This window comes from Micromonospora sp. NPDC005305, from assembly GCF_040607315.1.
Classification (GTDB): Bacteria; Actinomycetota; Actinomycetes; order Mycobacteriales; family Micromonosporaceae; genus Micromonospora.
The window spans coordinates 1-25,311 of record NZ_JBEXGL010000037.1; the positions used below are offsets into that span (position 1 = coordinate 1).

Sequence of the window (25,311 nt, forward strand, 5' to 3'; positions counted from 1 at the left end):
GGCGGATCGCCCCGACCGCCCCGGCGTCCCGCAGCCGGCGGGCGAACTCGGCCCGCACCGCGCGGGGCAGCCGCTGCGCGGCCACCCGGGCCACGGCCGGCTCGACGACCGCGTACCCGCCGCTGGCGGCGCGGCGCAGCAGGCCCGCGTCGACCAGCGCACGCAGCACCCGTTCGGCGCGCCCGGCCCGCCAGCCGAGCATCCGCGCCACCGTGGCGGCCGGGACGTCCACAGCCCAGGCCGCGGCCGCCATCAGCACCGCCCGCTGCTCCCCGTCGAGCCGGTCCAGCCGGGCGTCGACGAGGCGCCTCACCGGCTCGGGCACACCGGCCGGCTCGCCGTCGGCGCCGAGCGTGGCGACGTAGGCCGCCGCGGCGGCCGGGTTGCCGCCGACCAGCGGGAGCAGCTCCGCGGCCGGCGCCGTGGGCCGGCCGGCCCGGTCGAGCAGGTGCCGCAGGAGCCGTCCGGTGTCGACGGCGCCCAGCGCGGGCAGCGGCACCCGGCGCCGCCGGCCGGCCGCCCCGGGCAGCAGGTCCGCCCAGCGCGGGCCGTGGGTGGCCACCACCGCGAGCGGCAGACCCCGCTCGGTGGCCGCGGCGAACACCCGGTGCAGGAACCGGTTCAGCGCCGGCGCGGCCCGGTCCAGGTCGTCCACCGCCACCACCACCGGCTGGCCGGCGGCCAGGTCCAGCAGGATCTCCCGGCAGGCCTCGGCGCCGCGCGCGGCGGCTCCCGGATCGCCCGGCGTGGCCAGGAACTCGGCCAGCGCGTGCGCCGCCGCGCCGCGCCGGGTCGCCGGCGACAGCCCGTCCAGGGTGGTGCCCAGCCGCCGGCTTACCGTCTCCGGGGACTGGCCGGCGCGGAGCCCGGCGAGGCCGCGGACCAGGTCCGCCAGCGGCGCCAGCTCCCCGTCGGGGAACGGCGGGCAGTGCGCGACGCACCAGCGCACCGGGGTGCCGTCCACCGTCGACACCGCGCGGGCCAGCTCGTGCAGCAGCCGGCTGCGCCCGCTGCCGGCCGGACCGACCAGCGAGATCCAGCGTGGACGCCGCTCCCGCACGGCCCGCACGATCTCGGCGCCGGCCGTGGCCAGCTCGCGGCGGCGGCCGACCAGTGGGCCGTGGTGCGCGGCGGGCCGGCGCCGGGCCACCCCGGTCACCCGCCAGACGTCCAGCGGCACCGCCCGGCCGGTCACCGTCAGGGCGGACAGCGGGCGCTGCTCGACCATGCCGGCGACGGCCCGCCGGGTGGCCGCGCAGAGCACCACTCCGCCCGGCGGGGCGTGCTCCTGGAGGCGGGCCGCCGTGGTGATCACCGCGCCGCTGGCCGCGCCGTGCCCGCCGTCGCGGGTGGCGGCCAGGTCGACCAGCACCTCGCCGGTGGCCACGCCGACCCGGACCCGCAGCCGGGTGCCGGCCGGCAGCCGCCGGTCCAGCGCGCCCTGGATCTCCAGCCCGGCGCGCACCGCCCGGTAGGCGTCGAACCCGTCGGAGCCGTGCGCCCCGAACAGCGCCATCACCGCGTCGCCGACGTACTTCTCCACCACGCCGTGCCACCGGCGGAGCACCGCGGCCACCGTGCCGAAGTAGGCCTGCTGCAGCGCCCGGACGTCCTCCGGGTCGAGCCGCTCGACCAGGCCGGTCGACCCGACGATGTCGGCGAAGAGGACGGTGACCGTGCGCCGTTCCTCCGGCACGGGCCAGCGGGCCACGGTGACCGCTTCCCGACTCTCCACGGGCGTGGTGATCAGCATCGCACCCACCCTTCCCCGGTCCGGTGCCTGACGACCACCGGAGACTTTCACCACCGGATCCTCGGGGGATCGGTAGGACGACGTATGTCGACCACCCGCAACCATTAGTCGTAATGTCGACGCGAGGAGTACCACAAGGGCGCTGAGCCCGTAGAACGGTGCGGGAACCTGTGACTAGGCTGCGGTGCATGGCCAGCGATGTGGACACCGCGCCGCTCGTCGGCCGTGCCGACACGGTGGGGGCGCTGCGGTCGGCCCTGCTCGACGACGTCGCCCCCGGGCAGACCGCGGCGGTGTTCCTCACCGGCGAGAGCGGGGTGGGCAAGACCCGGCTGCTGACCGAGGTGGGGGAGCGCCTGCGGGACGCGGGGGCGCTGGTCCTCACGGGCGTCTGCCTCGACATCGGCGACGCCTCGCCGCTGCACCCGCTGCGCCAGGCGCTGCGCCGCCTCGATGCCGACCTGACCGAGGCGCGCACGTCCTCCGCGGTCCGCGGCCTGCTCCAGGTCTTCGACGAGGAGACCCCCGGGCCGGACGGCGCGGGCGCGCTGCTGGAGCGGGTGTCGCGCGGCCTGCACCTGGTCGCCGGCGGTCGGCCGCTGGTGCTGGTCCTCGACGACCTCCAGTGGGTCGACCGCAGCACCCGACAGCTCCTGCTCTACCTGCTCGCCGGTCTCGGCGACCTCCAGCTGTCGGTGCTCGCCGCGATCCGGGCCGAGTCGTTGCAGGGCGCGCACCCGCTGCGCCGGGTGCTCACCGAGCTGCGCCGGCTGCGCTCGGTCCGGGTGGTCGACCTGGCGCCGCTGGACCGGGCCGACACCGACGAGCTGGCCGCCGCCGTCGTCGGCGCGCCGCTGGCGCCCGAGGCCGCCGACCAGATCTGGCGGCGCAGCGGCGGCAACCCGTTCGTGGTGGAGGAGCTGGCCCGCGACCTGCGCGACGGCCACGACGGCCTCTCCGACACGCTGCGCGAGGTCTTCCTGGCCCGGGTCGACGCGCTGCCGCAGCCCGCGCACGCCGTGGTGCACGCGGTCGCCGCCGGGGTCGAGCCGGTCGAGCACTGGCTGCTGGCCCAGGTCGTCCGGCTGCCCGAGGACCAGCTGATCGAGGCGGTCCGGGAGGCGGTGGCGCACCGGCTGCTGGTCGGCGCCGACGACGGCTACCGGCTGCGGCACCGCCTGGTCGCCGAGGTGCTGGCGCACGAGCTGCTCCCCGCCGAGCGGGCCGCGCTGCACCGCCGCTACGCCGAGACGCTGACCTCGGCCACCGCCGAGCTGCACCAGGCCCGGCTGGCCCACCACTGGCGGCTGGCCGGCGAGCCGGCCCGGGCCCTGCCGGCCGCGATGGCCGCCGCCCGCGAGGCCGAGCGGCTGCACGGCTACGCCGAGGCGCACCGCCACTGGTCGGCCGCCCTGAGCCTGGCCACCACCCCGCCCGCCGTGCTGCCCGACGGCGGCCGGCCCGAGCCGGTCGAGGTCGACCGCGCCGAGCTGCTGACCCACGCGGCCGAGTCGGCGCACCACTGCGGGGAGCACGCCCGCGCGCTGGCCCTGCTGGAGGAGCTGGCCGCCGACCCGGCCGGCCCGCCCACCTGCGCCCTGCACATCCGGCGGGCCCGCTACCTGGCCGCCGCGGGCCGGTCCGCCCCTGCCGAGGCCGAATACCGGCGGGTGCTGGCCGCGGACGACTGCACGCCCCGGGAGCGGGCCACCGCCGCCGCCCACCTGGCCGAGCTGCTGCTGCACCTGGGCCGCTACGCCGAGGCCGGCGACCAGGCCCGGGAGGCGCTCCGGCTCGCCGCCGAGGTCGAGGGCACGGCCTCCGAGGTGGTGCTGGCCAGCGCCGCCCTCGGGTTCAGCGAGGCCTACCTGGAGGACCCGGACGCCGGGCTCGCCGTCATGCGCCGGGCGCTGGACACCGCCGAGCGCTCCGGCCGGCCGGACGACGTGGCCTGTGCGTACCTGCACCTGGCCGAGCTGCTCACCGGGCCGCTGAACATCCTCGAGGAGGGGGTGGTGGTGGCCCGCCGGGGCGCCGAGCGGGTCGCCGAGCTGGGGCTCGGCCGCACCTGGGAGACCCGGCTGCTGGCCATCGCCACCAACGGGCTGTTCCGGGTGGGGCAGTGGGCCGAGGCCGAGAAGGTCGTCGCCGCGGCGCTGCGCCACCGCCCGTCCGGCGCGGACGCGGTCGAGCTGCTGCTCGCCCGGTGCCGGCTGTCCGTCGGCTACGGCGACGTCGAGGCCTCCGACCGCGACCTGGAGGCGGTCGCCACCGTGCTGGCCGGCGGCGGGGCCCGGCACGTGCTGCCGATGCTCATCCTGCGGGCCGGGCTGGCCATGTGGCAGGGCCGGCACGACCTGGCCCGGCAGGCGGTCCAGCGGGGCCTCACCGAGAGCCGCTCCGACGACGTCATCGTGCTGGCCACGCTGGCCTGGCACGGGCTGCGCGCGGAGGCGGAGGCGTCGGCCAGCCGCACCGTCGAGGTGGATCCGAACGCGGTCCGCCGGCTGCGCGAGGTGGTCGACCGGGTGGCCGCCAAGAGCGGGAAGGCGGGCGCCCCGGTGCGCTACGTCGCCGACGCGTTCCTGGCCCTCTGCGCCGCCGAGCTGAGCCGACTGGACGACGGCCGGGGCGACCCCGAGCTGTGGGCGCGCGCCGCCACCGAGTGGGACCGGCGCAACCACCCCTACCCGGCGGCCTATTCCCGGTTGCGGCAGGCCGAGGCGCTGCTGGCCCGGCGCAGCCGGGTGGCCACCGCCGGCAAGCTGCTGCGGCAGGCCCACCGGACGGCCCAGTCGCTCGGCGCGGTGCCGCTCAGCGAGGAGATCCGCACCCTGGCGGGCCGGGCCCGGGTCGCCCTGGACGAGGGCCCGGCCGCCCGTCCGGCGCCCCGGCCCCGGGCCGCGGAGCCGGCCGGGCCCACTGTGGACGAGCTGGTGGTGCTCACCGCCCGCGAGCGGGAGGTGCTCGCGGCGGTCGCCGAGGGGCTGACCAACCGCGAGATCGGCCAGCGGCTGTTCATCAGCGAGCGGACCATCGGCGTGCACGTGTCGCACATCTTCGACAAGCTCCAGGTGCGCACCCGGGTGCAGGCCAGTGCGATCTTCCTGCGCAACCGGGCCGAGTAGCCGCACGTCGGCAATACGTCGTTCTACTGATCCGGCCGGCGTACGCCGGCTGGAAGGCTGTCCAGCGTCACCGGGTGGCGTCGTGGGGGCGCCGACCACTGTGGAGGAGAGATGACCGAACCGGTCTGGGGTCCCGTGCACCAGGACATCGTCGGGCTGCTCGCCGACCACCCCGCCGACGTGCCGGCGGTCGTCGACCACCTCACCAAGCTGCAGGATCTGCTGGTCCGGCTGCCTCCGCTGGAGGAGAGCTGCCCGCTGGCCGACTTCAACAAGCTCTACCTGGTCATCACCTCCACGGTCCTCGACGGCCTGTACGACGACCGCTTCACCGACCCGGCCTTCCTGGCCCGGCTCGACGTGGAGTTCGCCGCCCGCTACTTCGACGCGCTGCGGTTCTGGACGGACTCCCACCCGAGCACCCCGAAGGCCTGGTCGTGCCTGTTCCAGCGGATGCGCGGCCCGGACGCCCGGCCGCTGCCGTCGGCCGCCGCCGGGGTGAACGCCCACATCAACTACGACCTGCCGTTCGCGCTGGTGACCACCTTCGACAGCCTGGAGTCCGAGCCGGTCGACGCCAGCGACCAGCACCACGACTACCTGGAGATCAACAAGATCTTCGCCGAGTGGATCCCGGAGCTGCGCCGCGGCTACCTGGACCACTGGCAGCTGATGATCGACATGGTGAACGGCGACATCGACGACTGGTACGAGGGCGAACTGGTCGAGTACACCCGGAACGTGGCCTGGCGCAACGCGCAGAAGATCTGGCGCTGCCGGCACGACCCGGAGGCCCGCGAGTGTGAGCGGATGCGGTTGGACGACAACGCCGCGCTGCTCGGCCGGCTGCTGCTGTCGCCCCTCGGGGCGTTCCTGCAGTAGCCGGGACGGGGGGTCCCCGCGTCCCGCCGTCGGCAGGGCGCGGGGACGCCGTCAGTGGTGCCAGCACGGGCCGGTGGAAGCGGCGCTCCCGACCGGCTGGGCGGGCCCGGGCTGACGACGACCGGGTGTCGGCGCGGGCCGACCGGGTACCCGCCGGTCATGCCGCACACCGATCCGGTCCGCCGCTTCGCCTTCCGGTTCGACCCGGCGTTCCGGCTGCCGCTGGCCCTGCTCGGGATCCGGCCGGAGACCGCCCGCGTCGAGCTGGGCCCGGACGAGCTGACCGTCCGGTACGGCCCCTGGCGGCTGCGCACCCCCCGGGACAAGGTCAGCGGGGTCGAGCTGGGCGGCCCGTACCGTTGGTGGCGGGCCGTCGGACCGCACCTGTCTCTGGCCGACGGCGGGGTCACCTTCGGCACCGGCGTGGCCGCCGGGGTGTGCATCCGCCTCGCCACCCCGGTGCCGGCGCTCGTCCCCGGCCCCTGGCCGCGCCACCCGGCCGTCACGGTGACGGTGAGTGACCCGGAGGCGCTGCGCGACGCCCTGGCCACCCCGCCTTGATCATCCCCGGCCGCTTGCCCGGTTCCGCCGGGCCGGGCCCCGCGCACGACCTACGGTCGGTTCAGGGCCTGAAGGGGTGTACATGGCGGAGGCACGGGACGGGGGGCAGCCCCGGCGGACGCGGGGGCGCCGCCACCACGCGCAGTCGACCCCCGCGGGCCGGGCACTGCGCGACGCCCGCGACCCCGAGCGCGGCGACCGCGCCCGGCGGGGACCCGCCAGGCTTCCGGAGCGCGTGGAGAGCCCGGTCCGGCCGGCCCAACCGACCAGCCGGCTCACCCGCTGGCTGTTCCAGCACCGGGTGCAGCCGGAAGGCCCGGAGACCCGGGAGCACCAGGCCAAGCGGCACCCCTGGTGGCAGGTGATGTGCCTGACCGGCGTCGACTACTTCTCCACCCTGTCCTACCTGCCCGGCATCGCGGCGGTGGCGGCCGGCGCGCTGAGCCCGCTCGCGACCCTGCTGATCGTCGCGCTGACCCTGTTCGGGATGCTGCCGATGTACCGGCGGGTGGCCCGGGAGAGCCCGCACGGGCAGGGCTCGGTGGCCATGCTGGAACGGCTGCTGCCGTTCTGGCGGGGCAAGATCTTCGTGCTGGTGCTGCTCGGCTTCGTGGCCACCTCGTGGATCATCACGATCACGCTCTCCGCCGCCGACGCCACCGTGCACCTGCTGGAGAACCCGATCCTGCCCGAGTCGTTCCCGCACGGCGCCACGGCCGCCGTGGTGGTGACCGTGGTGCTGCTGCTCATCCTCGGCGGGGTGTTCCTGCTCGGGTTCAGCGAGGCGGTGCAGGTCGCCATCCCCCTGGTGGCGGTCTTCCTCGGGCTGAACGCGGTGATCGTGGTCGCCGGCCTGGCCGAGGTCGCCGCCGCTCCGGAAACGCTCGCCGGCTGGACCGATCGGCTGACCCGGGTCGGCGGCGCGGGCGACGTGCTGGCCACCAGCGTGCTCGCGTTCCCGCTGCTGGTGCTGGGCCTCTCCGGCTTCGAGACCGGGGTGAGCATGATGCCGCTGGTCAAGAGCGACGGCGTCGACGCCGAGCACCGGTTGGCGGCGCGGATCCGCAACACCCGCAAGCTGCTCACCACCGCCGCGCTGATCATGTCGGTCTACCTGGTCGCCACCACCTTCGTCACCACCGTGCTCATCCCGGCGCACGAGTTCGCGCCCGGCGGGGCGGCCAGCGGCCGGGCCCTGGCCTTCCTGGCCCACGAGCACCTGGGCGAGGCGTTCGGCACGGTCTACGACATCAGCAGCATCCTCATCCTCTGGTTCGCCGGCGCCTCGGCGATGGCCGGCCTGATCAACATCGTGCCCCGCTACCTGCCGTCCTACGGCATGGCGCCCGAGTGGGGGCGGGCGGTCCGGCCGGTGGTGCTGGTCTACACGGCGATCAGCATCGCCATCACGGTCGCCTTCCGCGCCGACGTCAACGCGCAGGCCGGCGCGTACGCCACCGGGATCCTGGCCATGATGGTCTCCGGCGCGATCGCGGTGACCATCTCCGCCTACCGGTCGCGGCACCCGTTCGCCGGGATCGGCTTCACGGTGCTGACCCTGGTGCTGCTCTACGCGCTGGTCGAGAACGTCATCGAGAAGCCGGACGGCATCACCATCTCCGGCCTGTTCATCGCCGGCATCGTCGCCGTCTCGCTGATCTCCCGGGTGTCCCGCACCACCGAACTGCGCGCCGAGCGGATCGAGTTCGACGAGGCGGCGCGGCGGTTCGTCGCCGACTCGATCGCCCACGACGGCCGGCTGCACCTGATCGCCAACAAGCGGCAGAGCGGCTCGCTGAAGGAGTACCGGCTCAAGGAGCGCGCGCAGCGCGGCATGAACCCGGTGCCCGGCGCCGCCGACGTGCTCTTCCTGGAGATCGACATCAGCGACCCCTCGCGGTTCAGCGAGGTGCTGCGCGTGCACGGGGTCGAGGTCGGCGGCTACCGCATCCTGCGGGCGAACAGCCCGGCCGCCCCCAACGCCATCGCGGCCATCCTGCTGGCCCTGCGGGACGCCACCGGGGTCCGGCCGCACTGCCACTTCGAGTGGTCCGAGGGCAACCCCATCGCGCACCTGCTGCGCTACCTGATCCTCGGCCGCGGCGACACCCCGCCGGTGGTCCGGGAGATCATCCGCAAGACCGAGCCGGACCCCGCCCGCCGGCCCGGCATCCACGTCGGCGGCTGAGCACCGCCGCCGGCCGCGGGCCCCGTCCCGTCCGACGACCCGAGGGGTACGCCGACCGCGACCAGCACCGGGCTGCGCCCGGCTACCGGCGCCCCGATCGAGCGCGCCGGTCAGCGAGTGCGCGCACCCGGGCGAGGAAATCTCGGCACAGAAATCGAGGAAGCCGCCGGCTGGTCTCCTTCGCCGCCCCGCGTGGCTGGACCGCTGCCCTTGCCACCTCGCACCCCCACAACGACCGCGCCGCTGGAGCGAGGGACCCAGCCTCCTAGGATGGCGTAGGGGTGGTGACGCCGCGTACGCCGGGCACGGAAAGGCCCGCGCCGCGGGGGAGCGGGCGCGGGCCGGGGTGGTGCGGGGACTACTTGGACGGCTCGGGGAGCTTGCAGTCCACCTTGGGGTTGGCGCCGATGTAGTTCAGCGGGCCGGCCACGATGGTGACGAGGATGGTGCCGGCCTCGGCGCAGTTGGTGTCGTCGTTGCCGTAGTAACCGCGCTGGCCGGCGGCGATGGCGCCGATGACGAGCCAGATGACGACCAGGACGCCGACTATCGAGGTGCCGCGCATGGGTTGCCTCCACTGGGGTTGTGGTGGATTCGAGGTGGAGGTCATGTACCCAGGGCGGGGGAACGGTCAAACGGCGCCGCGGTTCCGGCGCGGCCGATTCCGACCATGCCCGGCCGGGTCAGTGCGGCGGCGCCGGCATCTCCGGCGGCCGGCCCCGGCTGCGCAGGTGGTCGGCGACGGCCACCCCGGCCAGCACCAGCATCGCGCCGAGCGCCGCGTAGACCGGAGCGAGGAGCAGCAGGGCGGGGGAGATGGTGAGCAGCGCCAGGACGCCGCCGGGGCGGGACCCCGACACCCGGCTGAACACCTCGTACTCGAAGGCGGCCCGACCCGTCAGGAACAGCGCCGGCCCACCCAGGATGACCGCCAGCCAGGCCGGCGGGGTGGTCCCGGTCGGTTCGAGCAGCACCAGGTCGAACCCCGCCGCGCTGGTCACCACGCCGGCCACCATGAGCAGGTGGGTGTACGGGGCGGAGTTCAAGAACTTGGCCGGCTGCTTCGACATGGCGATGGCGTGCGGCAGCAGCTCCCCGGACTTGTGCACGTAGATCCGCCAGAGCAGCAGCGTGGTGGCGAACGCGATGGCGAAGGCGCCGATGTTCTCCGCCTCCGAGTGGTGCAGGCTGAAGACCGTGCCGGTGACCAGGATGGCGTCGCCCAGCGCGATGATGAAGAACTGCTGGTAGCGCTCGGAGAGGTGCTCGGCGGTCACGTTGCGCTGGGCGTCCGGCACCACGCCCAGCCCCGGCACCGGGTACGCGAGCCGGAAGCCGAGGTAGTCGATGCCCAGCGCCAGCGCCCAGAGGATCTCGCGGGCCTGGCCGGCCACCGTGGCGCCGGCGAGCCAGGGGATCGCGGAGACCGCGAACCAGATGAAGATGCGGGCGGCCCGGCGCTGCGTCTGCCGGTGGCGCCGCACCGCCGGCATGAGGAACAGCCCGCGTCCGAGATGGATCGCCACGTACGTCCCGGCGAAGACCAGTCCGCGGCCGGCGAACGCCTCCGGGATGGCGGTGGTCATCAGCAGCGCCCCGAACATCACCCCGATGATCAAGAGCTTGATCTCGGGACGTTGCGGGTCGTACATGTCGGTGACCAGGGTGGTGATCGCCCAGGTCCACCACATCGCCATCAGAATGATCAGCGACTGGAAGGCCCGCTCCCAGTTGAGTTCGTGGATCAGGCCGCGGGAGATCAGGGAGAGCGCGACCACGTACACCAGGTCGAAGAAGAGCTCCAGCAGGGTCACCCGGCGCGGCGCCTCGGGGTCGCGCACCGGGGGCCGCGGCTCGGCGGGCTGCTCCGGCGTGGCGGTGGGCACGAGCTGCTCCTGCGGTGGCGGGATCGGCGCGGCGGGCCGTCCGGCCCTGCACCGACCGTAGCGACGCCCGCGCGGACCCGTGCCGGGTTTCCCGCATTCGCGCCCGTCCGGGGCGCGGGGGCCGGTGGTGACCCTCGGTCACCACCGGCCCGTGGGTCGGCTCAGGCGTCCTCGCCGGTGCCGGCGGGGAGCACCCGGTCGGCCTCGGCGCGGGCGCCGGCCAGCACCTTCGCCTGCTGCGACCACGTCGCCAGGCCGGGCGCGGCGCGCAGGCCGGCGCCCTTGACGGTCTCCCGCAGCACCGCCTCGTCCAGCTCGCTGAGCTGCTGGTAGGTGCGGATGCCGGCGGCCTGGAGGGCGGCGGCCAGCTTCGGCCCGATGCCCTGGATCCGCCGGAAGTCGTCGGCGGCGTCCACCTGGGCCGGAGCGGCGTCCTCGACCGAGGCGCGCGGCGCGGGCACCGTCACCGGCGCGGCCGGCTCCGTCCCGGCCACCGGCTCGGCCGGCACGGCCACCGGCTCGGCGGCCGGTGCCGGCTCGGTCGCGGCGGCCGGCTCCCCGGCCACGGCCACCGGCTCCGGCGCGGTGCGGGCCGGCTCGGCCTCCTCGCCGGCGGTCACCGGCTCGGTGACCGGCTGCGACTCCTCGGCCGCCACCGCGCGGGCCGGCTCCTCGTCGGACCCGGCCGGCTCGGCGACCGTCACCGGCTCGGCGACCGTCACCGGCTCGGTGACCGTCACCGGCTCGTCGGACGGCAGGGGGGTGGCCTCGGCGGCCAGCGTGGCGGCGGCCGGGGCGGCGTCCTCCTCGGCCGGGGTCGGCGCCTCGGTCACCGCGGCGGGCGCCGGCACCTCGTCGACCACGGCCTCCGGCCGCTCCCGGTCGACCGTGGCGGTCACCTCGGGCGCCGGGGCGGCGGCACCCTCCACCGTGGGCGTGCCGGTGCCGGCCGCGTTCCGGCGGCCGCTCACCACCCACCCGACGACCAGGCCCACCAGCAGGGCCAGGATCAGGACCAGCCACTGCCCGAAGCTCGACGGCATGCCAACCTCCTCCTATGTACGTGAACGACAATCGCGAGAAAACTCGGGGCAGCTTCGCACACGTACGCGCGGGGCGACAGGGAGGTCGGCGGCTGCCGCCGCTGGTGGGACGGGAAGTGCCGGCCGGTGGCCGCGGGATGACCGAGCGTGTGCCACGCGGATGCGCGGAAGGGGCGCCCCGGACCCTGGTGCCGTTCGAGGGTCCGGGACGCCCCGGTCTTCGCGCCGGACCGCTCAGCAGGCCTGGCGGGGCACCGGGAGGTCGGCCGCGTCCCAGCTGTAGAAGCAGCCGGCCACGGCGTCGCGGGGGGAACGCCAGGTCGGCAGGTACGGCGACGTGTGCGCCGACAACCGCTCGTTGACCTGCTGGTAGAACGGGTTGTCGCGGACCTCGGCGGCCAGGTCCGGGTCGACGTCCACCGTCTCCATGAGGTGCACGCACAGGTCGTGCAGGTAGTACAGGGAGCGGTGCCGGATCCCGGTGAGGCGGGGCAGTTCGGTGGCGTCGGACTCGGCGAAGATCTGGGCCACCCGGCCCTGCGCACCCGGCACGATCCGGCTGACGACCAACAGTCGACTCATCGGGGCCCCTCTCGCCGCTGGTGGTGCGCCGACTCCGGTCCAGGGCGCCGGCCACCGTGGGCACACCCTGCCGGGCCCGCTGTCACCTGACCGTCACGGCCCGGGCGGTGGCATTGATGGCGGTGGTGACGCCGCGGTCAGCGGGGGTGTGGTGTGGTGGGTGCGGTCGAGCCGCGCGGTGCCGAGCCGGTCGGGCGCCCGGGGGCGTTGTTGCGGTCGGCGCGCCGCGGGGGCGCATCCCGCCGGCTGGCCCGCCGGATCGGGGCGAGGGTCTCGTCGAGCAGCGCGGACATGGCCGGGGACGGTTCGAGGCGCAGCTCGCGCAGCAGCAGGTCGCGGTAGACGTAGAAGGCGTGCACCGCTTCGAACGCGTTGCCCTCGGCGAGGTGAATGCGGACGACCAGGCGGTGCGGGGTCTCCCGGAGCGGCTCGGCGGCCATCGCCTCCAGCGCCGCCTCCAGGGCCTCGCCGTGCCGCCCGGCGGTGAGGTGGTTGCCGGCGAGTTCCTCCAGCATGTGCAGCCGGAGCTGCCGCAGCCGTTCCCGTTCCAGCAGCACCCAGTCGTCGTACCAGCCGGGGAGGAGGTCGTGCCGGCCGGCGCCGGCGGCGCCGCGGGGAATCTGGCCGTCGCGTACCCGGTCGGCGGCCGCCACCAGCTCGTCGACGTCGAGGTGGACGGTGGGGTCGAGGCGGACGGTGTCGCCGTCGGTGCGCAGCGGGCAGCAGGGGTCCTGCCGGAGCCGCCACAGCGCGGTGCGCAGCGAGGAGAGGGCCCGGTCCTCCGAGGTCTCCGGCCAGAGCAGCCCGGCGAGGTGGCTGCGGGTGGCGGCCGGGCGCAGGCCGATGAGGGCGATGACCCGTTGCAGGCCCCGGGGGACCACCACGGGGACGCCGTCGTGGAGCAGCCGGAACCCGCCGAGCAGGTGCAGCGACACCCGTGGGGCGGAGTCTCCCGCCGTCGGCATTCTCGATCCACCGGACACGGGCGCACCCCCAGCACGCGGAACCCTCGTCCCGACCGTCCTCTGTTGCCCGGCTCGGCTGCCCACGACGCCGGTGTCGGAACGGCTCCGCCGTGGCGGAGAAAGCCCGCTTTGGCCGGGCTGACCGGTACGGAGGATATCAACACTTGTTACTCTGAGTCAACGGATGGTCCGTTTGCTGACCGTCCGTAGTGGGCAGACGAACGGCCTGTGAACTGCGAAGAAGTGTCGCTATTCGTGAGCGGACCTGATCTTCACATAGCTCGCGCACAGTTTGCGTCAACGCAGCGTCACCGACTTCCCGGGCCGATGGTGGCCGGTTGACGCCCCGTTGACGGTCCCGGCGGCACCGTGTCGCCAGTCGTGCGCCGAGACCGGTCGCCATGCACCGGTACGCATCCAGGGGAGGCCGCGGATGGACCGTTCGCTCATCGTCGCCAAGGTGGTGCCGACCGCCGAGGATCGGGTCGCCGAGATCTTCGCCGCGTCCGACGCGACCGAGCTGCCCGGCCTGGTCGGTGTCCGGCACCGCTCCCTCTACCGGCTGCACGACCTCTACGTCCATCTCCTGGAGACGGACGCGCCGGCCGAGGGGGCGGTGGAGGAGGCGCGCGGCCATCCCGAGTTCGTCCGGGTCAGCGAGCGGCTGCGCCCGTACATCTCGCCGTACCTGCCGACCTGGCGTTCGCCGCGCGACGCCATGGCCCACTGTTTCTACCGGTACGACGCCCCAGGGCGGCAGTCCCACCGGTACGACGCCCCCGGGCGGCGACCGTGACCACCACCGCTCCCCGGGACGAACAGCTCTGGTCCCGCTGCGACGGCTGCGCCTCGCTGCTCTACCGCAAGCGGCTGCGCCGCAACCTCGACGTCTGCCCGGAGTGCGGGTCGCACGCCCGGCTCGACGCCCCCGACCGGGTGGCGCAGCTGGTCGACCCGGACTCGTTCACCCCACTGCCGGACCGGGCGGTGCGGGTCGACCCGATCGGGTTCGTGGACGCGCTGCCCTACCCGCACCGGCTCGGCGCGGCACGCGCCGGCTCCGGCCTGGACGAGGCCGTGCTCTGCGGGACCGCCCGGGTCGGCGGCCACCCGGTCGCCCTGGCGGTGATGGACTTCCGCTTCCTCGGCGGCAGCCTCGGCTGCGCGGTCGGCGAGCTGATCACCCGCACCGCCGAGCGGGCGCTGGCCGACGCCACTCCGCTGGTGCTCGTCACGGCCTCCGGCGGGGCGCGGATGCAGGAGGGCGCGCTGTCGCTCATGCAGATGGCCACGGTGAGCCAGGCCGTCGCCGGCTTGCGCGAGGCGGGCCTGCTCACCGTCAGCGTCGTCACGGACCCCACCTACGGCGGGGTGGCCGCCTCCTTCGCCACCAACACCGACGTGGTGCTCGCCGAGAGCGGCGCACGGCTGGGCTTCGCCGGCCCCCGGGTGATCCGCCAGGTCACCGGCGCCACCCTGCCGGAGGGCTTCCAGACGGCCGAGTTCCTGCTCCGGCACGGCCAGATCGACCTCGTGGTGCCCCGGCACGCGCTGCGCGGCCGGTTGACGGCGCTGCTCGCCGCCGCCGAGGCCGGCCGGCGGATCCCCGTACCCCGGCAGGAGCCGGCGCCCCGACCGGCCGTCACGGCCGGCGCGCCCGGCCCGGCCCGGGACGCCTGGGAGACGGTACGCACGGCCCGGCACCCGGGCCGGCCCACCACGCTGGACTACCTGGAGACCGCCTTCGACGGCTTCGTGGAGCTGCACGGCGACCGGCTCGGTGCCGACTGCCCCGCGATCGTCGGCGGGGTGGCCCGGCTGGACGGCCGGCCGGTGATGGTGATCGGCCACCAGAAGGGACACACCACCGCGGAGCTGGTGGCCCGCAACTTCGGCATGGCCAGCCCGGCCGGGCACCGCAAGGCGCTGCGGCTCATGCGCCTCGCGGCCCGGCTCCGCCTGCCGGTGGTGACCCTGGTGGACACCCCCGGCGCCGACCCGGGCGTGGACGCCGAGCAGCAGGGCCAGGCCGCCGCGATCGCCGAGAACATCCTCGCGCTGAGCGTCCTGCCCACGCCGGTCGTCGCGGTGGTCACCGGCGAGGGCGGCAGCGGCGGCGCGCTCGCCCTCGCGGTCGCCGACCGGGTGCTCATCCTGGAGCACGCCGTCTACTCGGTGATCAGCCCGGAGGGCTGCGCCGCGATCCTCTGGCCGGACAGCTCGGCCGCCCCGCAGGCCGCCCGGGCGCTCCGGCTCACCGCCGCCGACCTGCGCCGGCTCGGGGTGATCGACGAGGTGGTGCCCGAGCCGCGGCCCGCCGCGCACGGCGATCCGGCCGGCGCCGCCGAGCTGCTGGGCCGGGCCGTGGCGGCGAACCTCGCCCCGCTGCTCGCCGTGCCGCCGGCCACCCTGGTCCGCCGCCGCCGGCAGCGGTTCCGCCGCTTCGGCGCGGCCCGCTCGGCGGGCCCGAACCCGCCGGTCGAGGCGACTGATCGGACACGAACGGAGGTGGCGCGATGAGCCCGGACGGCGGGCCGGAACAGGTGCTGGACGGGTTGAGCCGGCACGCCCGCAAGCTGGTCGCCGAGCTGGCCGGCCCGGTGCGCCGGGTACGGCTGCGCAGCGGCGAGACCGTGCTGGAGGTGGAGTGGCACCACCCGGTCCCGCCGGCCCCGGCGCCCCGTGCCGAGGCCGATCCGGTCACCGAACCGCGGGTCGACGCCACGCCCGTGACGGACCGGCCGGCGGTGCGGGCGCCCGTGGTGGGCACCTTCTACCGCGCCCCCGAGCCCGGCGCCGCCCCGTTCGTGGTGGTCGGCGACGTGGTCCGGCCCGGCCAGGTGGTCGGCATCGTCGAGGCCATGAAGCTCATGAACGAGGTGACCGCCGGCCAGGCCGGACGGGTGGTCGAGGTGCTGGTGGAGGACGGCAAGCCCGTCGAGTACGACCAGCCGCTGATCGCCCTGGAACCGCTCACCGGACGGGACGTGTGATGTTCGACAAGGTGCTCATCGCCAACCGGGGCGAGATCGCGCTGCGGGTGCTGCGGGCCTGCCGGGAGCTGGGCGTCCGGACGGTGGTGGTGCACTCCAGCGCCGACGCGGACTCGCTGCCGGTGCGGCTGGCCGACGAGACCGTCCAGATCGGACCGGCGTCCAGCCGGCAGAGCTACCTGAACGCCGCCGCGATCGTCGAGGCGGCCCGGCAGACCGGCGCGCAGGCCGTGCACCCGGGCTACGGCTTCCTCTCCGAGGACGCCGACTTCGCCGAGATCTGCGCGGAGAACGGGCTCACCTTCGTGGGCCCGCCGCCGCAGGTGATGGCCGCCCTCGCGGACAAGTCCACGGCGCGGGCGCTGATGAGCCGCGCCGGCCTGCCGCTGCCGCCGGGCAGCGTGCGGACCCTGCCGAGCGCCGCCGAGGCGCTCGACGTGGCGGCCGAGGTCGGCTACCCGGTGATCGTGAAGGCGGCCGCCGGCGGGGGCGGTCGCGGGATGACCGTGGTCCGCTCGGCCGCCGAGCTGCCCCGCGCGTACGCCCGCACCCGCGCCGCCGCCCAGGTCGCCTTCGGCGACGACCGGGTCTACGTCGAGCGGTACCTGGCCGACGCCCGGCACGTCGAGGTGCAGGTGCTCTGCGACGGCCACGGCAACGGGATCCACCTGGGCACCCGGGACTGCTCGGTGCAGCGCCGCCACCAGAAGCTGATCGAGGAGGCGCCCGCCCCGGCGCTGCGACCGGCCACCCTGGACACCCTCGCGGAGATCGCGCTGCGCGGTGCCCTCTCGGTCGGCTTCACCGGCGCCGGCACCGTCGAGTTCCTGGTGGACGAGGCGGAACGCTGCCACTTCCTGGAGATCAACTGCCGGATCCAGGTGGAGCACCCGGTGACCGAGCTGGTGACCGGCATCGACCTGGTCCACGAGCAGCTGCACGTGGCCGCCGGCACGCCGCTGCGCTGGCGGCAGGAGGACGTCCGGCTGCGCGGGGTGGCGGTCGAGTGCCGGGTCAACGTGGAGGACCCGGACCGGGACTTCGCCCCGGCCCCCGGCCGGCTGGACCGGTTCCGGCCGCCCGGCGGCCCGTTCACCCGGGTGGACACCCACGGCCACGTCGGCTACCTGGTCAGCCCGCACTACGACTCGCTGCTGGCCAAGGTGGCGGTCTGGGCGCCGGACCGGGACGGCGCGCTGGACCGGCTGGACCGGGCGCTCGCCGAGTTCGAGGTGGCCGGCCCGGGGGTGCGCACCACCATCCCGTTCGCCCGGCGGGTGCTGCGCGACGCCGCCTTCCGCGCCGGACGGCACACCACCGCCCTGGTCGACCGCCTGCTCAACCCGCCCGCCGCCGACGCCGTACCGGTCGCCGCCCCGCCGCCCGACGGCGCCGACCGGGCCGCACCGGCCCTGCCCGACATCCGCGCCGACGCCGACCCGGCCGGCCGTACCCCCGTCACCGCCGTGCCCGCCGCCGGCCCGAACGCCTGGAGGAACCCATGACCGTCGCTCCCGACCGACCGCTCACCAACGAGATCACCGACATCCTGGTGACCCACTGCGGCCTGGACGCCGACGCGGCCGCCCGCACCCCGGCCGCCAGCCTGGAGGAGCTGGGCATGGACTCGCTGGCCCTGCTCGAACTCTCCGCGGTCGTGGCCGACCGGTGGCGGGTGAAGATCCCGGAGCAGGCCGGGCAGCTCAGCATCGCCGGCGTCGCCGACCTGGTGGCCCGGAAGGCGGACCCGCCGGGGCACACCGAGAACGCCGTCGACATCGCCGCCCCGCTGCCGCTGGTCTGGGAGATCACCAACGATGTGGCCCGGTGGACCGAGCTGTTCACCGAGTACGCGGTGGTCGAGATCCTGCACCGGGAGGGCGACACGGTCCGGTTCCGGCTCACCATGCACCCGGACGAGAACGGCACGTCGTGGAGCTGGGTCAGCGAACGCACCGCCGACCCGGCGACCCGCGAGGTGCGCGCCCGGCGGGTGGAGACCGGCCCGTTCGAGTACATGCGCATCTACTGGCGCTACGACGAGGTCGACGGCGGCACCCGGATGACCTGGGTGCAGGACTTCGCCATGAAGCCCACCGCGCCGGTGGACGACGCCGGCATGACCGAGCGGATCAACACCAACAGCAAGGTCCAGCTCGCCGTCATCAAGGAGCGGATCGAGCGGGCGCACGCGGGAGGCGCGCGATGACCGACACCACCACGCCCCGGGTCTCCGTCCACGACGTCACCCCCGACCGGCGGCGCGGCGGCGAGCTGCGGGTGCTGCTCGGCCCGAAGACCGTCGGCAGCACCTCCGGCTTCATGGGGGTGGCCACCCTCGCGCCGGGGGAGCGGATCGCCGAGCACTACCACCCCTACAGCGAGGAGTTCCTCTACGTCGCCCGCGGCGCCATCACCGTCGACCTGGACGACCGGCCGGTGCTCCTCGCGGCCGGCGAGGGGCTGTTCGTGCCCAAGGACGTGCGGCACCGGCTGCGCAACACCGGCGACGAGCCGGCCGAGGTGGTCTTCCACCTCGGGCCGCTCGCCCCCCGCCCGGAACTCGGCCACGTCGACACCGAGGGCGCCCCACCACCCCGGACGCCGTCGTGACCGGCCGGCGGACCGTGGTCACCGGCGTCGGCGTCGTCGCCCCCGGCGGCGCCACCCGGGACCGGTTCTGGAAGACCATCACCGAGGGGCGCACCGCCACCCGGCGGATCAGCTTCTTCGACCCGTCGCCGTTCCGCTCGCAGATCGCCGCCGAGTGCGATTTCGACCCGGACGCCGCCGGCATCACCCTGGCGGAGCGGCAGCGCGCCGACCGGTACGTGCAGTTCGCCCTCGCCTGCTCCGCCGAGGCGCTCGCCGACAGCGGCCTGACGCTGTCCGACGCCGACCGGGAACGCACCGGCGTGGTGCTCGGCACCGCCGTCGGCGGCACCATGGCGCTGGAGAAGGAGTACGTGCGGGTCAGCGACTCCGGCCGGCACTGGCTGGTCGACCACACCCTCGGCGGGCCGTACCTGTACCAGGCGCTGATCCCGAGCAGCCTGGCCGCCGACGTGGCCTGCCGGCACGGCCTGCACGGGCCGGCGCAGGTGGTCTCCACCGGCTGCACGTCCGGCATCGACGCCATCGGGTACGCCCACCAGCTCGTCGCCGACGGCGAGGCGGACATCGTGCTGGCCGGGGCCGCCGACTCGCCGATCTCCCCGGTCACCGTGGCCTCGTTCGACGCCATCGGCGCCACCAGCCCGGACAACGACGACCCGGAGCACGCCTCCCGGCCGTTCGACGCCGACCGGCACGGCTTCGTGCTGGCCGAGGGCGCGGCCGTGCTGGTGCTGGAGGAGGCCGAGCACGCCCGGCGCCGGGGCGCGCACGTCTACTGCGAGGTGGCCGGCTACGCCAGCCGCAGCAACGGGTTCCACATGACCGGGCTGCGCCCCGACGGGGCGGAGATGGCCGTGGCGATCACCGACGCGCTGCGCCAGGCCCGGCTCGCCCCGTCCGCCGTGTCGTACGTCAGCGCGCACGGCTCCGGCACCCGACAGAACGACCGGCACGAGACGGCCGCGTTCAAGCGGGCGCTGGGCGCGACCGCGTACCGGGTGCCGATCAGCTCGATCAAGTCGATGGTCGGGCACTCGCTCGGCGCCATCGGCTCCATCGAGATGGCCGCGTGCGCGCTGGCCATCGAGTACGGCGTGGTGCCGCCCACCGCCAACTGGGCCACCAGGGACCCGGAGTGCGACCTGGACTACGTGCCCAACGAGGCCCGGGAGGTGCCCGTGGACGTGGCGCTGTCGGTGGGCAGCGGCTTCGGCGGCTTCCAGTCCGCCATGATCTTCCGCCGGTTGGCGGTGCACCCGTGAGCGCGAGGAGTGAGCCGGTGTTGCGAGCCCCGCAGTCGCGAACAAGGACATTGCCCGTGAGCGCGAGGAGTGAGCCGGTGTTGCGAGCCCCGCAGTCGCGAACAAGGACAACGCCGTGACCGCCCGGGCTGTGGTGACCGGGCTGGGGGTGGTCGCACCGACCGGTGTCGGCGCCGACGCGCACTGGGCCTCGGTGCTGGCCGGCACCCGCCGCACCGGGCCGATCACCCTGTTCGACCCGGCCGGCTATCCGACCCGGGTGGCCGGGGAGGTGCCCGACTTCGACCCGGCCGGTTTCAGCGACACCCGGCAGCGGGTGCAGACCGACCGGTGGACGCACCTCGGCTTCGCCGCCACCCGGCTGGCGCTGGCCGACGCGGGCCTGCCCGAGGAGGCCCCCGACCCGTACCAGTGGGCGGTCACCCTGGCCAGTTCCTCGGGCGGGAACCTGTTCGGGCAGCGGGAGCTGCAACGGCTCTGGGGTGGGCCGTCCCGGACCGTCGGGGCGTACCAGTCGATCGCCTGGTTCTACGCGGCCAGCGTCGGGCAGCTGTCCATCCGGCACCAGCTCAAGGGGCCCTGCGGGGTGACCGTCTCCGAGTCGGCCGGCGGGCTGGACAGCCTCGCCCACGCGGTGCGGACCATCCGCCGCGGCACCCCGCTGGTGGTGGCCGGGGCGACCGAGTGCCCGCTCAGCCCGTACGCGCTGGCCTGCCAGCTCCGCTCGGGGCTGCTCAGCGACGTGGCCGACCCGGAGCGGGCGTACCGGCCGTTCGACGCGGGCGCCGCCGGGTACGTGCCGGCCGAGGGCGGCGCCGTGTTCGTGGTGGAGGAGCTGGGGCACGCGCTCGCCCGGGGCGCCCGGATCTACGGGGAGATCACCGGCTGGGCGGCCACACACGACGCCGCCCCGACCGATCCGGAGGCCGGCCCCGATCCGACCCACTACGCCCGGGCGCTGCGCCTGGCCCTGGACCGGGCCGGGGTCCGCCCGCACGACGTGGACGTGATCTGGCCGGACGCGCTGGGCGTGCCGGCGTACGACCGGGCCGAGGCGGCCGCCCTGCGCGCGGTCTTCGGCGCGACGACCCCGCCGGTGACCACGCAGAAGCCGCTGACCGGCCGGGCCCACCAGGGCGGTTCGGCGCTGGACGCGGCCACCGCGCTGCTCGCCTTCCACCACGGCCTGCTGCCGGCCTCGGCCGGGCCGGAGCAGCCGGCGCCGGGCTGTGAGCTGACCTTCCTGCGCCGGCCGCGCCCGCCGCGCAGCCGCATCGCCCTGGTCGGGGCGCGCGGCTTCGACGGCTTCAACAGCGCGGTGGTCCTCCGCGGCGCCGCGCCCCCGCCGGCGGGGGAGGAGAGGTGACGGGGCGACCGGTGCGCCGCGTCAGGACGGGCGAGCCAGGTACGCCGTCTTGACGTCGCCGGAGAACCCGCAGGCCCGGTAGAAGGCGTGGGTCGCGGGCCGGCGCGAGCCCGTCATGAGCATCGCCTTGTAACAGCCCGCGTCCCAGGCGGCCTGGAGCGTGCCGGCCATGATCTGCTTGCCCAGGCCGGTGCCGCGCCGCGATTTTTCGACGACGACGTTCTCGATGACGGCGTAGGGCGATGCCGATCGGGAGATGTTGGGAATCACGTTGAGGTACGTGGTGGCGACGACGAGCCCGTCCAGTTCGAGGACGAACAGGTGCAGCGCCGGATTGCTCAGGATCTGCGCGAAGGCCCGTTCGTCGGATCCGTCGGTCAAACGCGGATCGTCGGGCTGCAATTGCCGGTAGAGGTGGATGATCTGCGCGAAGTCGTCGGGCCGGGCCGCACGGAACATGCCCCGAGCGTAGACACCCGTTGGACCGGGCCGCGCCCCGCCCGAGCACAGCGTCGGGCGGCCGGCGGGCTACCGAGCCGGCGTGGCACCGATCCTGCCTGTCCGATCGAGCCTGAGCAATCCGCCCAGCCGCCCTTATCGATCTAGCCATTTGCATGTAGCAATGGATCCAACGGCTGTCGTACTGTTCCGTCAGCACCCCGGAGAACGCACGTGTTGGGCGGATTTCGCCCACTTCGAGGCTGGGCGGTGGGCGGTCGTGACAGCACACTCTATGGCGGAAGACCCGGTGTCGACAGACGCGAGTTGGGTGGACGACATTCTGTTCACCGGGCGTCCCACCGACATATGTCTCCGCCTGCCCGAGCCGGTCGACAAGGCCACCCTGCGCCGCCTCGTCGGCGAGGCGCAGACCCGGCTGGCCGGGGCCGGCCTGCGCCCCGGCGGCGCCGCCGCGCTGCGGCTGCCCCCGTCGCTGGCGTACGTGGTGCACCTGCTGGCCACCTGGCGCGCCGGCGCCCAGGCCATCCTGCTCGACCACCGGCTCACCGACCACGAGGTCGACAGGGCGCTGCGCCGGCTCGGCCCGCAGGTGGTGGTCGCGCCCGTGCGGACCGGCGGCGGCGCCCTGCGGATCTTCGTCGACGTCACCGCCGGCGTCACGCCGTACGCCGACGGCCCGGCCGGCAGCCCGCACGCGGTGATCCAGCTCAGCTCCGGCTCCACCGGACCGTCCAAGGTGATCGGGCGCACCGTCGAGGACCTGGTCGGCGAGGTGCACCGCTACACCCGCATCGACGGGATGGCCCTGCCCGGTGAGCGGATCGTCCTGCTGCCCTCCATGGTGCACGTGCTCGGTCTGGTGGGCGGCCTGCTCTACGGGCTGCACGCCGGCGTCGAGCTGTGCCCGCCCGAGCGGCTCAGCGGCGACGCGATCCTCGCCGCCGTCGCCGCCCAGGGCAGCCCGGCCACCGTGCTCGGCGTGCCGTTCCACATCGGCCTGCTCGCCTCCACCGTGCCGTCCCGGCCGCTGCCGCAGCTCCGGCGGATGACCACCGGCGGCGAACTGGTGCCGGCCGCCGTGGCCCGCGCCTTCACCGACCGCTACGGCGTCCCGCTGGGCAACATGTACGGGATGACCGAGGTCGGCGTCATCGGCACCGACCTGCACGGGGCGCATCGCCCGGCCATCGCCCCCGCCCCCGGCATCCGGGTCCGCGAGTCCGGCGGCGAGCTGTGGGTCAGCTGCCCGGCAAACCCGTACGTCGGGCTCGCCGACCCGACCCGCTGGGCCGACGGCTGGCTGCACACCCGCGACGCCGGTGTGGTCGACCCGGACACCGGGCTGGTCACCATCAGGGGCCGGCTCGACTCGCAGGTGTCGGTGGGCGGCATGAAGGTCGACCTCACCGAGGTGGAGGCCACCGTGGCCGAGCTGCCCGGGGTGACCGCCGCCGTGGTGGTCTGGGACGACGGCATCACCGCGTACGTGCAGACCGACGGCTCGCTCTCCGAGGACACCCTGGACAAGCTGCTCGCCGAGCGCCTGGCCGGCTACAAGCGGCCCCGCACCCTGCACCTGCTCGACCAGTTGCCGCTCACCACCACCGGCAAGCTGGTCCGCTCCGCGACGGCGCTGCGGGACGCCGCGTCATGACCGGCCCGCTACGCGAGGGCGACCTCGACCGGCCCGGCCGCCCCGGCGACCGCGACGGCGAGCACCAGGCCCGGACCGCCGGCCGGATGGCCGACCCGCACCCCGGGACAGCCGGGCACCGCGCGCAGCAGTTCGCCGCCGGCGTCCGGCGTGGGCATCCGGCGGCGCAACCCGCCGTCGCGCAGCCCGGTGCCGAGCGCCTTGCCGACCGCCTCCTTGGCCGTCCACAGACGCAGGAAGTCCAGCTCCCGGCCGGCCTCGGCCCGGGCGGCCAGCCAGGCCGCCTCGTCCGGGTCGTACCAGCGCCGGGCCAGCGGCGTGGCGGGCAGCGGCCGGCGCCGCTCGACGTCCACCCCGACCGGCCCGCCCGCCCGGGCGGCCACCACGACCACCCCGTCGGCGTGGCTGACGCTGACCGGCAGCGCCCGCCCGTCGGCCGCGTACACCTCCGGGCGCCCGCCGGGTGCCCGTCCCACCCCGATCTCCGCCCCGGGCCGGCCGAGCAACGCGCCACCCGCGCGCCTCAGCAGCCGCCGCGCCAGCTCCCGCTGGTCGCCGGCGGTGCGGTCGGTCCACAGGTACACGGTGTCCCGACCGGGCACCGGTAGCTGGTTCACGGAAAGAGGTTAACGCCATGCGAGACGAGGTCCGCGCCTTCGTCATCGACCAGCTCGCCGACATGAACTACGACGTCGAGGACGTCGACGACGACACCACCCTCGGCCCCTCCGGCGTCGACCTCGAGTCGCTGGCCCTGGCCGACCTCGCGGTCCGGGTCGAGGACCGGTACGGCCTGAAGTTCGCCGACGACGAGTCGGAGAAGCTGGCCCCTCATGACGGTCGGCGAGTTCACCACGATGGTCGCCGACCGGGTGACCGCGAACAGCGACCCCTCCTGATGACCGGTCAGCCCGACCTGGGGCGAGCTGACCTGGCGAGCATGCTCGCCGAACTGACCGCGAAACCCGTCGACCAGGTGCCCGACCGGGTCGGCTCGATGGAGCTGGCCTGGCTCGTGCACCTCGTCGAGCAGCGCTACGACCGCCGGCTGGAGCTGACCGACGACCAGCTCGCCGGCATCCGCACCGTCGACGACGCGCTGGCCGTGTTCCAGACCTCGCTGACCGTTCCCGCAGATGGCTGAGCGGGAGCCTGTACGGATCACCGGCGTCCACGCGCTCAGCGCCCTCGGCAGGGGTGCCGACGCGCTGCTCGCCGGGGTGCTCGCCGGCACCCCGGCGTTCACGCCGGTGCGCCGCTTCGACACGGCCGGCCGCCGGGTCACCGTGGCGGCCACCCTGCCCGAGGTCGGCACCCTCGCCGACGAGCTGGCCGACACGGTCGACCGCGCGTGCCGGGCGGCCGGCCTGGACCGCACGCACCGGGCCGGAGCGGCGCTGTTCCTGGCCGCGCACGGCGGCCCGAACACCGACCAGCGGCCCGGCCGCGCGCCCGCCGGCGAGCAGGACCCGCTGCTGTTCAACCGGCACTCCGTCGAGTGGTACCGCGGGCACTACCTGGCCGACCCCGGCGACGCGGCCCACCCGCTCGCCTCGCCGCTGCTCGCCGAGGACCTCGCCGGCCTGCCCCCGGCGCTGGTCATCACGGCCGAGCACGACCCGCTGCGCGACGAGGGGGAGCGGTACGCCGAGCGGCTCGCCGAGGCCGGCGTGCCCACCGAGGCCACCCGGTACGCCGGCATGGTCCACGGCTTCTTCGCCATGCCCGGGGTGTTCGACGCGGGCCGGCGGGCGCAGGAACAGGCCGCGGCCTTCCTGCGGGCCCGGTTCGGGCTCACCCCGGCCGGCGCGGCCGCCGGCACGACGACCGGCGGGCCGGACCATGGCTGACCCCGCGACGGCGGCCCCGGGGCCGACGGTGCCGGGCACTCGCCCGGCGAACGTCACGACGACGGACGGGATCGCCGTCGAGCCCGCGGCGCCGGAGCCTCGCCCGGTCGGCCCGGTTGA

General features: G+C 75.4%; 22 protein-coding genes and 3 pseudogenes. 17 read left to right on the forward strand and 8 right to left on the reverse strand.

The window, feature by feature from the left end; genetic code table 11:
* Positions 1-1,753, reverse strand: a 1,753-nt coding sequence (locus tag ABZS80_RS31930) for an adenylate/guanylate cyclase domain-containing protein (protein WP_355061747.1), incomplete at its 3' end; no start/stop codon positions are given.
* Between the two features lie 188 nt (positions 1,754-1,941).
* On the opposite strand from ABZS80_RS31930, the gene ABZS80_RS31935 reads away from it, so the two are divergent.
* The 4 genes from ABZS80_RS31935 (at position 1,942) to ABZS80_RS31950 (ending at position 8,512) form a co-directional block, all read left to right on the forward strand.
* Complete coding sequence (locus ABZS80_RS31935) at positions 1,942-4,881, forward strand: AAA family ATPase (protein ID WP_355061748.1); 2,940 nt, start codon at positions 1,942-1,944, stop codon at positions 4,879-4,881.
* A 111-nt stretch (positions 4,882-4,992) separates the two neighbouring features.
* On the forward strand, positions 4,993-5,763 hold the full coding sequence (locus tag ABZS80_RS31940; protein ID WP_355061750.1) for a DUF5995 family protein: 771 nt from the start codon (positions 4,993-4,995) through the stop codon (positions 5,761-5,763).
* 159 nt (positions 5,764-5,922) lie between these two features.
* Positions 5,923-6,324, forward strand: a complete 402-nt coding sequence (locus tag ABZS80_RS31945) for a hypothetical protein (protein WP_355061751.1) — start codon at positions 5,923-5,925, stop codon at positions 6,322-6,324.
* Positions 6,325-6,406: 82 nt separating this feature from the next.
* A complete protein-coding gene (locus ABZS80_RS31950) occupies positions 6,407-8,512 on the forward strand; it encodes an amino acid transporter (RefSeq protein WP_355061753.1) in 2,106 nt (701 codons plus the stop codon).
* A 358-nt stretch (positions 8,513-8,870) separates the two neighbouring features.
* Here ABZS80_RS31950 and ABZS80_RS31955 read toward each other — a convergent pair whose 3' ends face one another.
* The 5 genes from ABZS80_RS31955 to ABZS80_RS31975 all read right to left on the reverse strand — a co-directional run bounded on the left by ABZS80_RS31955 (position 8,871) and on the right by ABZS80_RS31975 (position 13,006).
* Complete coding sequence (locus ABZS80_RS31955; RefSeq protein WP_091305815.1) at positions 8,871-9,077, reverse strand: hypothetical protein; 207 nt, start codon at positions 9,075-9,077, stop codon at positions 8,871-8,873.
* 118 nt (positions 9,078-9,195) lie between these two features.
* Positions 9,196-10,398 (reverse strand): low temperature requirement protein A, encoded by a 1,203-nt coding sequence (locus tag ABZS80_RS31960; RefSeq protein WP_355061755.1) that lies wholly within the window; start codon positions 10,396-10,398, stop codon positions 9,196-9,198.
* 161 nt (positions 10,399-10,559) lie between these two features.
* Complete coding sequence (locus ABZS80_RS31965) at positions 10,560-11,441, reverse strand: hypothetical protein (RefSeq protein WP_355061757.1); 882 nt, start codon at positions 11,439-11,441, stop codon at positions 10,560-10,562.
* Positions 11,442-11,675: 234 nt separating this feature from the next.
* Positions 11,676-12,023, reverse strand: a complete 348-nt coding sequence (locus tag ABZS80_RS31970; RefSeq protein WP_151463712.1) for a TcmI family type II polyketide cyclase — start codon at positions 12,021-12,023, stop codon at positions 11,676-11,678.
* 137 nt (positions 12,024-12,160) lie between these two features.
* On the reverse strand, positions 12,161-13,006 hold the full coding sequence (locus ABZS80_RS31975; protein ID WP_355061759.1) for a BTAD domain-containing putative transcriptional regulator: 846 nt from the start codon (positions 13,004-13,006) through the stop codon (positions 12,161-12,163).
* A 415-nt stretch (positions 13,007-13,421) separates the two neighbouring features.
* On the opposite strand from ABZS80_RS31975, the gene ABZS80_RS31980 reads away from it, so the two are divergent.
* The 8 genes from ABZS80_RS31980 to ABZS80_RS32015 all read left to right on the forward strand — a co-directional run bounded on the left by ABZS80_RS31980 (position 13,422) and on the right by ABZS80_RS32015 (position 21,225).
* Positions 13,422-13,784, forward strand: coding sequence for a TcmI family type II polyketide cyclase (locus ABZS80_RS31980; RefSeq protein ID WP_355061761.1), 363 nt, complete (start codon positions 13,422-13,424; stop codon positions 13,782-13,784).
* Entirely contained in the window at positions 13,781-15,508 is a 1,728-nt protein-coding gene (locus ABZS80_RS31985; RefSeq protein WP_355061763.1) for an acetyl-CoA carboxylase carboxyltransferase subunit alpha, read from the forward strand. The genes ABZS80_RS31980 and ABZS80_RS31985 overlap by 4 nt, the downstream gene beginning before the upstream one ends.
* Complete coding sequence (accB, locus tag ABZS80_RS31990; protein WP_355061765.1) at positions 15,505-15,981, forward strand: acetyl-CoA carboxylase biotin carboxyl carrier protein; 477 nt, start codon at positions 15,505-15,507, stop codon at positions 15,979-15,981. The genes ABZS80_RS31985 and accB overlap by 4 nt, the downstream gene beginning before the upstream one ends.
* Positions 15,981-17,486 (forward strand): acetyl-CoA carboxylase biotin carboxylase subunit, encoded by a 1,506-nt coding sequence (locus ABZS80_RS31995; RefSeq protein WP_355061767.1) that lies wholly within the window; start codon positions 15,981-15,983, stop codon positions 17,484-17,486. Before accB ends, ABZS80_RS31995 begins: the two co-directional genes overlap by 1 nt.
* A complete protein-coding gene (locus tag ABZS80_RS32000) occupies positions 17,483-18,190 on the forward strand; it encodes an SRPBCC family protein (RefSeq protein WP_355061768.1) in 708 nt (235 codons plus the stop codon). Before ABZS80_RS31995 ends, ABZS80_RS32000 begins: the two co-directional genes overlap by 4 nt.
* Positions 18,187-18,594 (forward strand): cupin domain-containing protein, encoded by a 408-nt coding sequence (locus ABZS80_RS32005; protein WP_355061770.1) that lies wholly within the window; start codon positions 18,187-18,189, stop codon positions 18,592-18,594. Before ABZS80_RS32000 ends, ABZS80_RS32005 begins: the two co-directional genes overlap by 4 nt.
* Complete coding sequence (locus tag ABZS80_RS32010) at positions 18,591-19,859, forward strand: beta-ketoacyl-[acyl-carrier-protein] synthase family protein (RefSeq protein WP_355061772.1); 1,269 nt, start codon at positions 18,591-18,593, stop codon at positions 19,857-19,859. Before ABZS80_RS32005 ends, ABZS80_RS32010 begins: the two co-directional genes overlap by 4 nt.
* A gap of 115 nt (positions 19,860-19,974) precedes the next feature.
* Positions 19,975-21,225, forward strand: a complete 1,251-nt coding sequence (locus ABZS80_RS32015; protein WP_355061774.1) for a beta-ketoacyl synthase N-terminal-like domain-containing protein — start codon at positions 19,975-19,977, stop codon at positions 21,223-21,225.
* Positions 21,226-21,246: 21 nt separating this feature from the next.
* Here the strand turns inward: ABZS80_RS32015 and ABZS80_RS32020 are convergent, their stop codons facing one another.
* The gene (locus ABZS80_RS32020; protein ID WP_355061775.1) at positions 21,247-21,684 is read right to left on the reverse strand and encodes a GNAT family N-acetyltransferase; all 438 of its coding nucleotides are present in this window, start codon (positions 21,682-21,684) and stop codon (positions 21,247-21,249) included.
* Between the two features lie 274 nt (positions 21,685-21,958).
* On the opposite strand from ABZS80_RS32020, the gene ABZS80_RS32025 reads away from it, so the two are divergent.
* Entirely contained in the window at positions 21,959-23,341 is a 1,383-nt protein-coding gene (locus tag ABZS80_RS32025; protein ID WP_355061794.1) for a class I adenylate-forming enzyme family protein, read from the forward strand.
* An 8-nt stretch (positions 23,342-23,349) separates the two neighbouring features.
* On the opposite strand, the gene ABZS80_RS32030 is transcribed toward ABZS80_RS32025, so the two are convergent.
* Positions 23,350-23,958 carry a 4'-phosphopantetheinyl transferase superfamily protein gene (locus ABZS80_RS32030; protein WP_355061777.1) on the reverse strand — a complete coding sequence of 203 codons (609 nt, stop codon included), beginning with the start codon at positions 23,956-23,958 and terminating at the stop codon, positions 23,350-23,352.
* Between the two features lie 17 nt (positions 23,959-23,975).
* On the opposite strand from ABZS80_RS32030, the pseudogene ABZS80_RS32035 reads away from it, so the two are divergent.
* The 4 genes and pseudogenes from ABZS80_RS32035 to ABZS80_RS32050 all read left to right on the forward strand — a co-directional run.
* A pseudogene (locus ABZS80_RS32035) lies at positions 23,976-24,240 on the forward strand (phosphopantetheine-binding protein).
* Positions 24,240-24,485 (forward strand): acyl carrier protein, encoded by a 246-nt coding sequence (locus ABZS80_RS32040; RefSeq protein WP_355061779.1) that lies wholly within the window; start codon positions 24,240-24,242, stop codon positions 24,483-24,485. Before ABZS80_RS32035 ends, ABZS80_RS32040 begins: the two are co-directional and overlap by 1 nt.
* Positions 24,478-24,762 (forward strand): annotated as a pseudogene (locus ABZS80_RS32045) (beta-ketoacyl-[acyl-carrier-protein] synthase family protein); the annotation flags it as partial. The gene ABZS80_RS32040 and the pseudogene ABZS80_RS32045, both read left to right, overlap by 8 nt.
* Positions 24,763-25,191, forward strand: a pseudogene (locus tag ABZS80_RS32050) (alpha/beta hydrolase fold domain-containing protein); the annotation flags it as partial. It abuts the pseudogene before it with no gap.
* Between the last annotated feature and the right edge of the window lie 120 nt (positions 25,192-25,311).

Coding starts and splice junctions, on each gene's coding strand:
- ABZS80_RS32000 (WP_355061768.1), top strand. CDS start 17,483: ATGACCGTCGCTCCCGACCGACCGCTCACCAACGAGATCACCGACATC.
- ABZS80_RS31940 (WP_355061750.1), top strand. CDS start 4,993: ATGACCGAACCGGTCTGGGGTCCCGTGCACCAGGACATCGTCGGGCTG.
- ABZS80_RS32020 (WP_355061775.1), bottom strand. CDS start 21,684: ATGTTCCGTGCGGCCCGGCCCGACGACTTCGCGCAGATCATCCACCTC.
- ABZS80_RS31955 (WP_091305815.1), bottom strand. CDS start 9,077: ATGCGCGGCACCTCGATAGTCGGCGTCCTGGTCGTCATCTGGCTCGTC.
- ABZS80_RS32040 (WP_355061779.1), top strand. CDS start 24,240: ATGACCGGTCAGCCCGACCTGGGGCGAGCTGACCTGGCGAGCATGCTC.
- ABZS80_RS31965 (WP_355061757.1), bottom strand. CDS start 11,441: ATGCCGTCGAGCTTCGGGCAGTGGCTGGTCCTGATCCTGGCCCTGCTG.
- ABZS80_RS31950 (WP_355061753.1), top strand. CDS start 6,407: ATGGCGGAGGCACGGGACGGGGGGCAGCCCCGGCGGACGCGGGGGCGC.
- ABZS80_RS31945 (WP_355061751.1), top strand. CDS start 5,923: ATGCCGCACACCGATCCGGTCCGCCGCTTCGCCTTCCGGTTCGACCCG.
- ABZS80_RS32025 (WP_355061794.1), top strand. CDS start 21,959: ATGGCGGAAGACCCGGTGTCGACAGACGCGAGTTGGGTGGACGACATT.
- ABZS80_RS31970 (WP_151463712.1), bottom strand. CDS start 12,023: ATGAGTCGACTGTTGGTCGTCAGCCGGATCGTGCCGGGTGCGCAGGGC.
- accB (WP_355061765.1), top strand. CDS start 15,505: ATGAGCCCGGACGGCGGGCCGGAACAGGTGCTGGACGGGTTGAGCCGG.
- ABZS80_RS31980 (WP_355061761.1), top strand. CDS start 13,422: ATGGACCGTTCGCTCATCGTCGCCAAGGTGGTGCCGACCGCCGAGGAT.
- ABZS80_RS32005 (WP_355061770.1), top strand. CDS start 18,187: ATGACCGACACCACCACGCCCCGGGTCTCCGTCCACGACGTCACCCCC.
- ABZS80_RS31995 (WP_355061767.1), top strand. CDS start 15,981: ATGTTCGACAAGGTGCTCATCGCCAACCGGGGCGAGATCGCGCTGCGG.
- ABZS80_RS31935 (WP_355061748.1), top strand. CDS start 1,942: ATGGCCAGCGATGTGGACACCGCGCCGCTCGTCGGCCGTGCCGACACG.